This window comes from uncultured Pseudoteredinibacter sp., from assembly GCF_947502065.1.
Taxonomy (GTDB): domain Bacteria; phylum Pseudomonadota; class Gammaproteobacteria; order Pseudomonadales; family Cellvibrionaceae; genus Pseudoteredinibacter.
On record NZ_CANMYE010000003.1, the window covers coordinates 167,901 to 183,575 of the forward strand.

Here is a 15,675-nt window from a genome sequence, read left to right on the forward strand (position 1 = left end):
TGTGGTTTAGGGAGCCTGTCAGCCCCCCTTTCCATTTGCCTATTGCGAAATTACTGCAACAGTGACAATACGTTCTGAGGCAAGGCATTGGCCTGGGCCAAGATCGAAGTACCCGCCTGCTGCAACACTCGAGTGCGCGACAGCTCAGCGGTTTCCGCCGCAAAGTCCGCATCGCGAATACGAGAGTTAGAAGCGGTTAGGTTTTCCGAGGTTACCTGCAGATTCTCCACCGTGGTTTCAAAACGATTTTGAATCGCACCTAGGTCAGCCCGTTGAGCGTTTACAGCATCCAAAGCGTTATCGATGGCGGTCAGGGCGGCGTTGGCGCCGTCAACTGTCGAAAGATCAACATCTTTTAGGAAGGTGCCATCTTGGCCACCGCCATAACTACCTGCTGTAAAACCAAGGTTCGCTAGGTCGTCACTACCATTAATACCTGCCGCTACGTTAATTTCCCCTGCACCAGTCAAAGTAACCGTCGAGTAGGTAGTCTTTGCTACTAGATCAGCTTGCTCTTTTTCACTTGTACCAGCGGTAGTAGCAGCGGTAGTTAAATCGCTTTCAGAGATAGCGGTAGCATTTGGCGCTGCACCTTTGCCTAAACCGAAGTTTTCAGCAGTTACACCACCATTGTCAGCCTGATTAGTATCGAAAGCTAAAACGATATTTCGACCATCACTGGCAGTCAATGATAAGCTCTTACCATTATCACTAGCTATCACACCTGTTTGTCCAGATACTGCATTAATTTGATCAACAGCGTGAGCCCTATTTGCTCCAGAACCCGTCTGAACAGTTAAATTAACCTCTACACCATTTATCCAAACTGAACCTGTATTGCCTGCAGTACCATCAGATGATGAGCTACCACCAACATACTCGGTAGCATTAACCTCAGCCGAAACACCAGTCTCTCCTGTTGATTTATTAATAGCAGATGCTATCGCAATGCCGCTTGCCGTCTTGCTACTAGAAACCGCGGCGTCATATGAAGCGACATCATCAGCGGCTTGCGCTGCTTTGATTGCCACATTGTTGACAACTAAGTCACCCGCATCCAAGTTATGATCTGTAGCAGCAACTGCGGTAACCCCCACAGTGTCGTCGGCGCTATCTTGAATCGCACCTGTAGTCGCATTAGTAGTAACAGTACCTACGGTTGTACCACCAATGGCAATACCAGTCGCTGCCCCAGTATCGGTTGTCGTCAATAGAACCTTGCCATCTTCAGTCGAGGCGTCAGCGTCACTTATAGTTAAACCTGCAGCGGTTAATTGTGCGCTATCTAAAGCAGCAATAAGTTGAGCGTCAGTAATGGTTCCCGCTGTACCATCAACAGCATTGGCGGTGGTAAAACCAGTAGGTTCGTTACCTGGAGTGCCGTCCCCATCAACAAGTGCTATAGTCACGCCTGCACCGGTAGTTGAACTTAACACGTTGAATACGCCGTCAGTGCCGCCGACAGTTTGCTCCACTAAATTATCCAGTCCAGTGATACCCGCGCCAGTTAATTCTGCCAGCAAATCTGTATCTGTTGCAGCCGCTTGCACACCGGCAGTTGTAAGTGATTGACCACCAGAAATTGCACCCAAAGTTACATTACCAGTTGCTCCCGCTGTAGGGCTTGAAACTTTTACATTACCGTTTGCATCTGCCGCTACAGTTGCTACAGCGCTCAATAGAGTACCGCTACCGTCAACCGCATTCTGGATAACGCTGAGAACCTCAGCATCGGTATCAAGATCTGCCGCGACCCCAATATCCGCTGTGTAATCAACACCGTCAACGTTAATTACAAAAGTGTCGTTATCATTAGCTAACGCTTGGACACTTGCGCTATCAAACACAAGACCAGCATTGGCTTCAATAGTGGCAGATGAAACTGCTGCAGCGGTACCACTAACCGAATCAAAATCAGTTGCGGATTCAGCAATAGTTCCGAACCCAGCAGTGCCAGAAGAAATTGTGAATACACCACTGTCTACTGTAACAGTTACGTCATTAACTGTTTGCGCCGCAGGCAGGGCTGGCGGGTTAGCTTCATACTGAGCAATACCACTATTAATGGCATTTTGCAGAGCTGTTGCTTTAGCATCATCATCCAACGAAGACATCGCACCAAGTGTAAAGGTAATGTCAGTGCCGTCTACGGTAATGGTACCGTTAACGGTATTATCCAAAGCATCCAAATCAGCAGAGGTAATACCTGATAATCCACCGTTCACACTATCAGCTGTTGTACGGTAATCGCCTGTAAGAGTAACTGTCTGAGCACCAGTTCCATCTCCAGTATCAATAGTAAATGAAGCGTTGTTGGTACTATAATCATTTCCATAAACAGCAGACAAGTTTAGATCTACAGAGGCGCGCGTAGCTGTCGGCGTCAAAACGCCTGTAATATCAATATTATGTGTAGTAGTTGCACCAGTCGAATCTGTTACGTCAACATCAAAAGTTGTTGCTGCCAATGGGCCAGTGTCGAAATCTTTCCCGGTAAAACCACTTAAATCAATAGTTGCCGTAGCTCCTTGCGCAGTTATACCCGCGTCACCCGTCTTAGCTGAGGAATTTACAGCACTTACACCAGGTGTGTAGTCACCCTTACTCAATCCAGCGTTAGCTAAGTCACCATTACCCGTCCCATTACCACCATCCACATCGATAGATTTTGTTTCACCTGACGCAATTAGTGTGAACCCGCCGGTAAATGTACCTGCGTCAGCCAATCCAGTATTTTGAGAATTCAGCCCACCGGAATAAGTAAGCTCAATATTCCTACCATCTTCTGCTTCTAAGGTAACACCCGTGGCTGCGTCTCCACTATCAACAGCGCGAACCCCAGTACGATCAGACTCCGCATTAATCGCAGCAGCGACTGCTGCGCGAGTAGTTGCGGCATCTGAAGTTGTATCCACTTGGATGTCAACACCATTTATAGAAATCGAGTCGCCACTAACTGCTGCCGCACTCTGCTCGGTGCCACCAGCCGACGTTTTATCTACTATTGCTGTAACACCAGTTTCATCACTATGCTTATTGATTGCAGCTACTTTTGCAATCGCACTCGATGCAGCTAAATTGGTAGAAGCATCATCGTCAGCAGCTGAAGAGGATGAAATACCTACACCATTAATAACGAGATCACCATTACCTAAGGCAGCTTGAGTACCAACAGCAGAAACGCCTGACTGTTCGGAAACGCCTAGAGTATCGACACCTAGATCGGCAACAGTTACAGCAATTGTTTCACCAGCATTTGCCCCAACCTGAAACTGAGTGGTAAACGAACCATCCAATAATTTTTGACCGTTAAAATTGGTTTCTGACGCTGTGCGATTAATTTCAGCAATCATCTGCTGCGCTTCAGCATTTAGAGCTTCCCGGTCAGACGCAGAGTTAGTTCCGTTCGCAGCCTGCAGTGCCAACTCACGAATACGCTGAAGCGATTCGGTCATAGTTCCTAATGCACCTTCTGCAGTTTGCGCTAAAGAGATACCGTCGCCAGCGTTGCGAATGGCAACGGCTAGGCCCTGGGTTTGAGAAGAAAAACGAGTAGAAATTGCTAAGCCAGCCGCATCGTCTTTTGCACTATTAATGCGTAAACCTGAAGATAGGCGCTGCATGGCCTCGGCCTGCGCACCCTGCGACTTACTTAAATTACGTTGCGCCATGATGGACGCCATATTGGTATTAATGATCGAAGCCATAACAAACACCTTTTACTTTAAAAAGGCGTACACGCAAACGCGAGCACGCGACCCATTTACATCCGATTCAAATTCCTTGGCGGCCTAAATCGTTGAAAATTTAGACGGCCACTGAACCATTCATCGAATAAAACAGATCACGTTCTCTAAAGATTTTTATTTCAGTTGCTTAAACGGGTCTTTGAATCGGTGTTTGTTATGGCTAACAAATTTGTTTAACTAACTGAAAATTATGACTTTTATCGAACTTCTTAATCGTTAAATGTCTTCTTTAAAAATCCTCTTTTTAAAAATTAAAACCGCTTTTAAAAACTTCACTTCGTTTGACAAGTCAGCAAAAATAATTTAGCTGACTCATCAATAGCTGCTTAAGAATAATTATTTTAAAGCAGCTTTTTCTAAATTTACGCTTGCGCGCTGAAAAGTTTTAAAGGCTCTTCATGGTTTAACTTTTTTGCCAAATCTAAAACTACTTGATCTGGCAGCTGGCGAATGACTTCGGATGTATAACGATCGGTTACAGTAATAACTGTTTGCCCGGTCTCCTCATCCATGGAAAATTTCAAATCCCGCTGAGTGGACTGCACATAATCATTCAAACGAGAAACGGCCTTTTCCAAATCCTGCTGCACGGATTCTGAGCTTGCTACGGCTGGCTCAGAAGATGGTGCAGTAGACACCTGAGTGTGAACACCAGCATTGCTCGCTACAGACGATTGAATCGGATCGCTAGGCTTTACGCTTAGCGGGGTCGCTGTATAGGAGGTTTGCAAATCGTTCATAATGTTTTCCTCAGGCCGCTGCTTGGTTAAGGGGGCTAGTGGCCCCCTCTTCCACTAGGTTATCTACTCCAAGATTACTGAAGTAGAGACAACACCTGGTTTGGCAGGGCGTTGGCCTGGGCCAAGATAGAAGTACCTGCCTGCTGTAGAACTCGAGCACGTGATAACTCAGCGGTTTCAGATGCGAAGTCAGCATCACGAATACGAGAGTTAGACGCGGTTAAGTTCTCGGCATTAACTTGCAAGTTCTTCACCGTGGTTTCGAAACGGTTTTGGATCGCACCCAAATCAGCTCGCTGAGCGTTTACGGTATCCAAAGCGTTATCGATGGCAGTTAGAGCATCGTTGGCACCGTCTACAGTGGTAAGATCGATATCTTTTAAGAAAGTACCGTCTTCACCGCCGCCGAAGTTGCCTGCCGTAAAGCCGAGCTCGTCTAGTTTAGTGCTACCGTTAATACCGGCGCCTACTTCGATGTCACCAGCGCCACTTAAAGTCACTGTTGAGTAAGTAGTCTCAGCAACATTGTCTGCCTCACCCTGGGTGCCACCGGCCGCAGTAATGTCTGAAGACGAAATACCACTAGAACCATTTAGGCCAAAGTTTGCAGCAGTTACACCACCACTTGCATCAGCAGCATTAGTATCAAATGCCAGTACAATATTACGGCCATCGGCTGCAGTAAGCGTTAAGCTTTCGCCGTTATCAGTAGCTGTAACACCTGTTTGACCGCTTACTTTGTTAATTTGCTCTAGAGCATGTGCTCGGCTAGAGCCTGCATCTGATTGAACGGTTAAGTTAACTTCTACACCGTTAACCCAAACCGCACCAGTGTTACCCGACGCACCAGCTCCGGAGGCCGCTGGAGCAGCAGTGGTAGAGCCACCCACAAACTCGGTTGCATTAACTTCAGCGCTTACACCAGTTTCACCAGTGGATTTATTAATTGCTGCAGCGATTGAAATGCCCGATGCTTCCTTACTTGAACTCGAAGCGCCATCATAAGAAGCGGTATCATCTCCAGCCTGTGCAGCCTTAATTGCGACGTTGTTGATAACCAAATCACCAGCATCTAAGTCACGATCAGGCGCTGGAGTAGTTGGAGGCGTAGCCGCCGTACCCGCTGTACCGGCAGCAGATGCTGCCAATGGAACCTCAGAAGAACCTGCGGCTACAACCGCCAAGCCAGCGTTTTCATCAGTAGGTGTTGGACCTGTAATAACAATGTTACCGCCACTTTCACTTGCGGTGTATCCAGAATTTAAGGTCCCAGTGATACCCGCTACCGTGGTACCACCATTTAAGTGATCAACCACTTGCGCTGCAGTAAGTGCGCTACCACCGGTAAAGTTACCAGTAAATGTTATGGTGCCTACTGCATTACCACCCGAATCTTCGAGCGCAAGAATATTATCACCACCTGAGCCGGAAGTATGGTCAGCATTCACAGCAGCAAGGGCTAAAGTACCCGTACCGGCTGTACCAGGAACTAGAGCCGTTGCGCCTGTTGCAGGCGTACCAGTCTTAGCTGAAGAACTTACAGCACTTACGCCCGGTGTATAGCTACCTTTGGACAAACCAGCGTTAGCAATATCGCCATTACCAGTACCATTACCACCCTGAACATTGATCTCTTTAGTATCGCCTTCGGCAACCAAAGTGAAGCCACCTTCATAAGTGTCAGTGCCCGCCAAACCGGTATTGGCTTCGTTTAAGTCACCACCACCTAGGTTCAACTGAATATTACGGCCATCCGCGGCTTCCAAAGTAACACCAGTTGCAGCATCGCCTGTATCAACTGCGGTAACACCTGTTTGCTCAGATACTGCATTGATCGCAGAAGCTACTGCAGCACGAGTAGTGGCCGCATCGCCAGTGGTATCAATTTCAATATCTACACCATTCAAAGTGATGGTGCCGCTTTGAGCGTCGGCAGTTTGTACAGAGCCCGCCACTGTGTTTTCGTCAACAACCGCACGAACACCAGTTTCATCAGAGTGCTTGTTAATGGCCGCAGCTTTTGCGATCGCAGAGGCCGCCGCATTATCAGTAGAAGCATCATCGTCAGCAGCTGATGAAGAAGAAATGGTTTTGCCATTAATTACCAAATCACCGTTGCCTAGTGCCGAGTCAGTACCCACCGCGGAAACACCCGCCTGATCAGATACGCCCAACTTATCAACGCTTAGATCAGAAACGGTTACATCAATGGTTTCTCCGGCATTCGCACCTACCTGGAAAGCGGTGCTGAAAGAACCGTCTAACAGCTTCTGGCCGTTAAAGTTGGTTTCTTTAGCTGTGCGGGTAATTTCCGCAATCATCTGCTGTGCTTCAGCATTCAATGCTTCACGGTCTGAAGCCGAGTTGGTGCCGTTAGCAGCCTGCAGTGCCAATTCACGTACACGCTGCAAAGATTCTGTCATGGTACCTAGTGCACCTTCCGCAGTTTGCGCAAGGGAGATACCGTCACCCGAGTTACGGATTGCAACCGCCAAACCCTGGGTCTGTGAAGAGAAGCGAGTCGAGATTGCCAAACCTGCGGCGTCATCTTTAGCGCTGTTAATTCGTAGACCTGAAGACAGGCGCTGCATGGCATCCGCTTGAGCGCCCTGGGCGTTACTCAAGTTACGTTGCGCTGTCAGCGACGCCATATTTGTATTAATAACCGAAGCCATATCATTACTCCTTAGAGATTACCTGCGCTCCTGCCTAAGCAAGCTCGCGACCTTGTTGATCAAAGTGCTCAATCGTGCGTTCTGACGAAGATGATTGCTCAATCTTTGATGCATCCATAATTGGACAATCATCGGTTGCACAATCCATACCAGATTAGGTAACTGCACTTTGATCCATATTTGCCAAAGCAAAATGTTTCAATGGTCTTAACGGCACCCTAGGGAAATGCTTTAGGTTGAATTTGACCGTTTGTCGTGTTTTTAATCAAAACACCCACAAAGCTGGTGGAAAAATGATGGGAATAAGAGGATGACTTCACAAGCAAGCTCTTAAAAGTACTTTAAAAATAGTTGTTTTAGCAGCATTGCCTCATCCAACTAAGCCAAAGCAATAATTGCCTAAACTATTTTTACGGACCTTATATATAGACAAAATTTTTTAGATTGTCAGTTTTTCTAAAAAAATTAATCAGGCAAGCCCCCTGCTCTGGCTAGATACCAAGCTTACTTTTTTGCCAAATGAGAAAATGTTTAAACTGGCTATATAAAGAAGAAAGAAACAAGATAATGAAAGAATGTTGAGCAACAGGAACAGCAATCCAAAAAGAAGCCAACAAAGATTGGCCGATGAACGGCAAAGCGCTACCGCTTACAAAGAGTATTTAAGCGAAATCTTGCCGCTCGACCAGTGGTAAAACTTTTTTTCGCTTTTTGTTAAAGCCACCCCGCCTACGGCCGTAAACCTAAATATAAGACACAGGTGCGATGGTACGTCGTTAAAAACAAATGGGGTTTTTTATGTTTTACGGTTCAGGTTCTGCAGCAGCGCAATACCAGCGAAACAATAGCTATAGCGCACTAGATGCATCGCCACATAAATTGATCAGCCTTTTAATGGGCGGCGCCCTTGATCGCCTGGCTAAGGCCAAAGGTCACGCAGAGCGCGGCGAGCACGAGCAGCGCAGCCGCTTTATCGGTAAGGCTACAGAAATGATCGATTGCTTGCGTGAATCTTTGGATCACAAACATAGCCCGGAGATGACCCGCGATCTAGAGCAGCTGTACGATTATATGACCTTTCGCTTGTTCAGCGCCAATGCTGAAAATAACCCGGCGATGATCGACGAGGTATATAGCTTGCTGCATGGCATCTATACCGCCTGGCAAGAAATCGATAGCTAAGTTTGGCCTGCAATTTGCTATATCGCTAATTGCCTGAATGACATCTGCGCTGCAGGTGGAAAAGGACAGCACCGTGAAACAGAATTTAGGGCACAATGCCCCAGCACACAAAGATAGGACTTTTATGAGCGCTATTCGCAATTTGCGCCTGGCCATTATCGATGCCGCGCAAGAAGAAAGCTGGAATCAATTACTGGATATCGATCAGCAGTTGAGAACCATCCTGGATGGCGGACAGATTCCCGGCCAAGGCGCCGCTACTGAACAAGATATTCTTGAGCTAGGTAGAATTTTGGAATGTTATCAATCAGTCATTGAAGACCTAAAGCAGAGGCAAGAAGATCTAAGCAAGCAGGCCGATGCACTTAACAAAGCCAAGCGTGGCGCGATCAGTTATCTGAGCGTCGCTAAGTAGCCGAATAGGGCAAACCGCACAGACTTTACACAGACTACTCCCCCAATTGCCAATGGCAATTTTTTGCCGCAGCCTAGCCTGCGGCTTTCTTTTGCCATTTTCTGCAGCTTTAAAAGACTCCCCTCAAATATCATAAGCTATTGTTTTTAATAAACTTATAAGCAAAAACCTAAAATATCGAACAAAAACAAAGCAATTGGCAAATATTTTGCTTATTCCCAATAAGTGAATTGTGCCCTTCGTTAACTGTTAAAAATTTGGCAGCAAACTGGGTACATAAAAGAACAATGGGAAGCTAGATTGTGACACAAGCAGCGATAAAGCAGACATTAGCTAGAGATTATAGCGGGCAGCACCAGCAGCTCGACTTAAGCTCTGGGCAGTGGAAAATCCTAAATAAGCTACTGAAAAAGTCTTCAGACTGCTATGGCAAAAGCTTAGCACCAGGAATTTCACAACGGGAAGTCGCCGAGCTTCGCCAACGATGCCGTGAGTACTGCAAAAATATTCTGCATATCTATCCACAATGTGCTGATGCACTCGCCCTTTTATCACGTATTGCTTTGGACTGTAATGAACTGGGCAAAGCGAAAAAACTGATTCGCCAAGCCTTGCAACACGCCCCTGAGGCCAGCGTTTGTTGGTTTAGCTTAGGTCACATCTATTTGACCGAAGACAAACACAAAAAAGCACGCGAGTGCTTTCAAAAAACCGTCAAGCTTGAGCCTAGTCACTTTCGCGCAAAGGCTGCCTATGCTTACAGCTGCTTTCATCAAGGTGAAATTGTCAGTGCCTTTAATATCTATAAGAAACTGATTCATCAAAATCCGGATGACGCCCACGTTAAAAGCAATCTTTTTGCCTGCTTAAAGCAATTAACCGCCGACGCTGACACCGAAGATCTGGACGAACAGCTGCGCTTTTATCTTAACTTAGAAGATGTCGATCATAGCGACCTTTCACGTTTAATCGCATCCCTACTGATTCATCGCTACCAACTAAAAGACGCAGACAGCCAAGTTGACATCGCCGGACTCTGTGTAGATGAGCTTTATTTAAAGGCGCTAAGAGTTGTCATTTTTAGCAGTGATCTAATTGAAGACTTAAACAGCTCGGTCAGGCAGCATCTATTGTTCGCAAGACGCTGCAGCCTGGATGAGCTAAATCTAAAAATCAGCCTCGCGATTCAAGCCTATAACAATGAACATGTTATGGCTTACGACGACAGCGAGCGGATGATTCTTGAAAGCCGCATCCAGCAATCCGAATTAATACTGCAAAGTAGCGAAATTGGGCAATCTGAGCAGCTTGCCCTATTAGATAACTGGGTAAGCTTAATGATGTACGAGCCCAGCGCGAACTTTCCAAGCCTTTATACTGGCACCCTATTAAATAACCTTATCGATACCGCCAGCAATATCAACACTGGAGGTGAGCTGCTAAGCAACCTAGGGCAGCTGTTGAAACTGTGCTTTAGCGATGTCGAGAAAAAAATCAATATTGAAAGCCTTGGCACAATCAGTGACAGCGTCTCTTGCAAGGTAAAGGCCCAGTATGAGGAGAACCCTTATCCACGCTGGCTGGCCTTACCCTATCAGACCCCTACTGAATATCAGCATGCGCTAGATGCTGCACTGCCAGAGCATGGTTTTATGCCTAATGAACAAGGCAAAACTTTAAAAGTTCTGGTAGCCGGCTGCGGTACAGGCAAACACGCCCTACAATGCGCGCGCTACTTTCGCAACACTCAAGTAACGGCCATTGATATTAGTCAAGCTAGCTTAGCCTACGCCAAGGAAAAAGCTGAACAGTATCAACTAAACAATATTGTCTTTTTACAAGCCGACATACTTGAACTTGCCGATCTTGAAACGCGTTTTGATATAATCGAATGTAGTGGTGTTTTGCATCATATGAACTCTCCGCTTGAGGGGGCTCAAATGTTGAAACGACTGCTAAAACCTGGTGGCCTAATGAAAATCGGGCTCTACAGTGAGCGTGCCCGCAAAGAAGTCATTCGCTGTCGCGAAATGATCGCCGAGCAAGGCTTAAAAAGCCGTCCGAAAGATATGCGCGAGCTTCGTCGCCAAATCTTAGAGCGCCCTGATCAGTGGCCGGCCGTCTTGGCTTCACCGGATTTTTACAGCCTTAGCGGCTGTCGCGATCTCTTGTTTCATGAACAAGAGCACCGCTTTACGCCATTAGAGCTGGAAAATTTTTGCGAGGATCTCGACATGGATTTCTTAGGCTTTGTTCGCGTACCGGCTAAACATTATCAAGCTTATAAGAACACCTACCCCTGCGACGAAGCAATGCGCAATTTGAGTTACTGGGACGCCTATGAAAAAAGAAACCCACAAACTTTCGGGGCCATGTACCAATTTTATGTTCGTAACTAAACAGCTACGAACATAACACAGAGCAATCTGCAGTCTGTACCATTACGTTTCCGCAGTAGGAATTAATATTCTCGGAAATTTTAGCCGCTAGCTTGAGCGGCTTTTTTATGCCTGGTGTTTTTTCATAACTCGTTATCTAAGTAAGCGAGTTATGCAATTAGCGAAGGTTATTAAACAGCGATAGGCCTGCTATTTTCACATAGCTTTGCTGCGCTGCCTTCAGCACAAAAGATTCAAAGGACAACTGACTGCTGGCCTCTGCAAAATCCAAATCACGGATATTGGATAATAACTCTGTGCTGACTATTTTAAGATCTTCATGTAGCTTTCGGGTACTATCCATGGTATTGAGGCGCGCACCAATTTCGGCGCGAGTTTCAAGAACACTGTCTTCCGCCGCTTTTAAATTAGTAATAGAGTCTTCGATTAACTGGGTATAAGCCTTCTTATCTTCTTCGCTATCTCCAAGTGTTTCCAAGCCATAAATCAAACGGCTAACACTGGTTAATAAACCTTGATTTTCAGATGATTCGATTAAGAAGGTATCACCGGTATTTGGATTGCCCTCGATCTGTACCTGCACACCATTAATCTCGATAGGCTTACCCGAAATATACGGCAGGTTTTCTTGCAAAACGCGACCGTCAGACTTAGAGATAATATTGAAGTTAGCTTGGGCAGGCAGGCCTACCAACGTGCGCTCATCTGGATTTTGAAACTCGATGATAATATCTTCTGGATAGAACTCATCATAAGCTTCTTGATCAACCACTAAACCCACTGATACCGTAGCCGGAGGAACGGCCGTATTGCTGTCACTGGCAAGGGTGGTGAAGGTATTTTGAGCACTTTTGATATCCACAAAAATATCTTTACCAGAATCACTGGCAGGTATACTCACCGTATTGGATATTTTAATAAACCGTTGGCCTTCATCACCCTCAAATACGAAGTTACGATTACCCGTATCTACAAAGGGTTCGCTCTGCCCTTTATAGCCTGCAAATAAATACTCACCGGAGGTATCTTTGGTGTTCATCAAATTCTGCATTTCATCGAGACGCTGGCGAAGTTCTGCCGCAATCGCTTCCTTATCCGATGGAATCAAGGCGCCGTTACCCGCTTGGGTCGTCAATTCTCGAATACGAATCAAAGTATCATTGACCGTCTTAAGGGTCGATTCTTCTAGCTTCGCTCTATTTTCCAACAGGTTAATATCTTTTACATATTGATCTCTAGAAGTCAGCTCTTGCTCTAAATCGAGAATTTTAGCGGCATTAACTGGATCATCCGAAGGTTGAAGGATTCGAGTTCCTGCCGAGATTTGACTCTGGGTTTTACCTACCTGGCCGGTCAAATCAACAATTCGATTTACGCTGGTAGTAAAAGTTTGTATTGATGAAATTCTCATGAGTTAGATCCCGGAATACTAGAATATTCCCAGTAAGGTATCGAAAATTTGTCTTGAGACGCTAATCACCTGCGAAGAAGCGTTGTATATCTGCTCAAACTTAATGAGATTGGCGGCTTCTTCATCTAGGTTTACCGCCGAAATGCTATTACGCTGTGCCACCGATTGCTCATAGACTACCTTGGCCGCATCGCGATTACTTTTTGCCTCAAAGGTTTCTGTAGCGACTTTTTCGACGATCTGCGAGTAGGCTTTTTGAAAGCTTGCTTGGCCGCCAACGGTCTGCTCACTCATTAGATTAATAAGTGCTTGAGCATTGCGGTTATCAGAGTGGCCATCGGTATTAAAATCGACGGTAAACTCGTCGCCCTTATCGGGGTTGCCACTGATACTCAGGCCATAACCCATAAAGGCTGACTGCGCCGTACTGTTCTGACTAAAGAAGTTTCCTTGAGACGCGGCATCGGTGCTTAGTTCATACCCATCTTCCATAGTCACCGAGACATCACCAGCAAAAGTTAACGCTTGAACATTACCTGCCCCAACACCGTTAACTTCGATAATGTCATCGGGGCGAAGCGTACCCTGCCCTACCGCCGCAGCCATACCTAAAGGATCAGCCCCCAAAGGCCCCGTAACACGCAGCTGTGTAGACATATCGTTATCGACGGTATCAAAGCGAATCGTTCCATCTGCATTTTTCGCTACGATAACTTTGCCAGCTTCACCAAAGGCCTTATCAACTTGGGTCTGCACGTGCTGAAGTAGCAAATTGGTGTCGCTGAAACTGCCCTCCAACTCCACAGTTCTCGGGTTACTTGCACCACCCGGGCCATCAAATAAATCTAAATTAAAACTATTTGGGCCGCCGGCATTGAAGTTTATTGGGTTATTTACATCAACCGTACCTAAGGCCGAAGCTGGCTTATTACCTTTGAATTCAACACTGTCACCCGTACCACCTTCGACCTGAAACTTTAAATCGACACCTTGATTAGAGTAGATCTTTACACTTTTCCCATCACTGATCGCCCGTATTCCTTGGGCTTGTAAATTACCATCGGCATTGATGGCATCAGCCAAATAATCATTCGTCATTGGAGACGGCAAATCTCCTAATAGATTCGGTTGCGATAGAGTTAGCTGCTTTCCATTTAAGTACAGCTCAAAATCAGTACCCACACCGTTATCGTTAACATTCAGCTCTGCATAGCTTGATGCTGTGGCACTTACCCCATTAGCTTCGCTCAATAAAGCTGCCGCCGCCTGTGCAGATTGTCCTTGAGGAATAACTAATTTTTGAGTTTCTGTCTTGCCATTATCCAATGGTCTAGAAATCGTTATCACTTCTTCGACAATGGCATTGCTGGCTTCGGTACCAATGGGCCCGGTTTGAATTTCGGTTGATAAGGGTGTGCGACCGGCGTTAAAACCGTCGCTAATCATAAAGGTCTGCCCCGTATTCCCAGGCAATATCTCGTTACTAATACCCGGAGTGAATGGCAGATTCTCTAGTGGCGGAACTAAACTGATTGGATTCGACGGGTCAGTGTTGTCTAAGACATCGTAAGATGTCTCTGAGGTAAAACGAATTATCAGTGGCGGCGCCAACTCGCCGGCTTTTTGAAAGCTGGGTAAAAGCTCACCTGTTTTCGGATCTACCGCTGATACCACATTACCTTTTGAGATACTGCCGTTACCGGTATTTCCGGAAGAAGTACCCGTTACAATAGGCTGCGCAAAGGCTAAGCCATCGGCCTGAATACCAGTAAGGCTGATATTGGCCGCGCCATTATGAGTGGGCTTTATTAAGAATTGATCACCAGCACTGAAGTTGCCACTTTCCAGCTTAATATTAAAGCCATCCATTTCAATGGTTTGCGGGAATACACCATTAAGGCCACCCGTTTTGACAACATTGCCACTGCTATCTAGCACCTCAAAAACACTGGGAGCACCGCCCGACAAACGCATCTGAAAGTTGTCGGAAGAGAGCTTACTGGTATCGGTAATCTCGACACTCACTACTCGATCATTCGGTGATTTGTTACCGCTGTGATAGGCAACTCGCTCCAAGGTGGATTCACGGTCATTAATATCGCGAAACAACTCAGAACCATAATGCCCTTCTAAATCCAAACCACCCGATTGTATACGATTCATGGTATCGGCTATCGTAATCGCCATTTGTCCCAGCTCACTGATCGCGGGGTCTAGGAAATTTTGACGATATTCAAGCAAGCCCCCCATTTTGCCACCGGTAACATCCTTAGTGATGGTTTTTAAAGTTCCACCATCTTGAATGGCAATATCGTAACGGGATGGGTCTTCTTCACCTTGAATAGCCATGATTTCATAGGTAGTTGACCCCACCACAAGGCTCTGACCATTACCAAAAAAGATATTGGCATTGCCATTACCTTCGTTGACGACCGACACATTTACCAGGCTAGACAACTCCCGCAAGAGTTCATCGCGCTGATCAAACAGGTTATTGGGTACTTGAATATTGCTGTTGCCGGTAGATTCAACTATTTGTTGATTTAGGCTTGCGATTGCGTTCGCCAAAATATTAATTTGTTGAGTGGTGCTTTCCAGCTCATCATTAATACCATCAGCGATGTCGTTCATGGTGTTATCAAGTGTATTAAAACGTTCGGCTAGGATACGACTTTGTGCCAATACTGATTCACGTGCTGGTAAGGAAGCTGGGTCATCGGACGCAGTTGCGACAGCCGAGGTAAAGCTATTCAAAACGCCTGACATTCCGCTGGATTCATTGGCCAATAAATTATCCAGATGTGAAAGCTTGGTCGAGTACTCCTCTAACTGACTGAATGCTGAGCCACTGGTACGTACCTGCTCGATGACAAACTGATTAACAACCCGCTCGATATCAACCGCCTTGGCCCCGGTGCCAATAAAACCTGCCGAGGTAGAAAAGCTATCTTGAGTAACAACATCGACGCGCTGACGGCTATAACCAGGTGTATTAGCATTGGTAATATTATTACCCGTCGTATTTAACTGGCTCTGGCTTACTTGTAAGCCCGTACGTCCAATATTTAAAAGGCTGTTAGTCATAATCGATGCCTATCAAGACT

General features: G+C 46.1%; 8 protein-coding genes. 3 read left to right on the forward strand and 5 right to left on the reverse strand.

Going from position 1 to position 15,675, the window contains the following annotated elements; all coding sequences use genetic code 11:
• Positions 1-50: 50 nt before the first annotated feature.
• From Q1A41_RS10400 to Q1A41_RS10410, 3 genes are all read right to left on the reverse strand, one after another.
• Entirely contained in the window at positions 51-3,707 is a 3,657-nt protein-coding gene (locus Q1A41_RS10400; RefSeq protein ID WP_299978215.1) for a flagellin, read from the reverse strand.
• Positions 3,708-4,111: 404 nt separating this feature from the next.
• Positions 4,112-4,489 (reverse strand): flagellar protein FlaG, encoded by a 378-nt coding sequence (locus Q1A41_RS10405; RefSeq protein ID WP_299978218.1) that lies wholly within the window; start codon positions 4,487-4,489, stop codon positions 4,112-4,114.
• Positions 4,490-4,563: 74 nt separating this feature from the next.
• The gene (locus Q1A41_RS10410) at positions 4,564-7,164 is read right to left on the reverse strand and encodes a flagellin (RefSeq protein WP_299978221.1); all 2,601 of its coding nucleotides are present in this window, start codon (positions 7,162-7,164) and stop codon (positions 4,564-4,566) included.
• Between the two features lie 798 nt (positions 7,165-7,962).
• Here Q1A41_RS10410 and fliS point away from each other — a divergent pair.
• From fliS to Q1A41_RS10425, 3 genes are all read left to right on the forward strand, one after another.
• The gene (fliS, locus tag Q1A41_RS10415; protein WP_299978224.1) at positions 7,963-8,346 is read left to right on the forward strand and encodes a flagellar export chaperone FliS; all 384 of its coding nucleotides are present in this window, start codon (positions 7,963-7,965) and stop codon (positions 8,344-8,346) included.
• Between the two features lie 73 nt (positions 8,347-8,419).
• A complete protein-coding gene (locus tag Q1A41_RS10420) occupies positions 8,420-8,761 on the forward strand; it encodes a hypothetical protein (protein ID WP_299978226.1) in 342 nt (113 codons plus the stop codon).
• Positions 8,762-9,063: 302 nt separating this feature from the next.
• Positions 9,064-11,160 (forward strand): class I SAM-dependent methyltransferase, encoded by a 2,097-nt coding sequence (locus tag Q1A41_RS10425; RefSeq protein WP_299978229.1) that lies wholly within the window; start codon positions 9,064-9,066, stop codon positions 11,158-11,160.
• Between the two features lie 157 nt (positions 11,161-11,317).
• Here the strand turns inward: Q1A41_RS10425 and flgL are convergent, their stop codons facing one another.
• Together flgL and flgK are read right to left on the reverse strand one after the other, a co-directional pair.
• The gene (gene flgL / locus Q1A41_RS10430) at positions 11,318-12,571 is read right to left on the reverse strand and encodes a flagellar hook-associated protein FlgL (protein ID WP_299978232.1); all 1,254 of its coding nucleotides are present in this window, start codon (positions 12,569-12,571) and stop codon (positions 11,318-11,320) included.
• An 18-nt stretch (positions 12,572-12,589) separates the two neighbouring features.
• Positions 12,590-15,655, reverse strand: coding sequence for a flagellar hook-associated protein FlgK (flgK, locus tag Q1A41_RS10435; protein WP_299978234.1), 3,066 nt, complete (start codon positions 15,653-15,655; stop codon positions 12,590-12,592).
• Between the last annotated feature and the right edge of the window lie 20 nt (positions 15,656-15,675).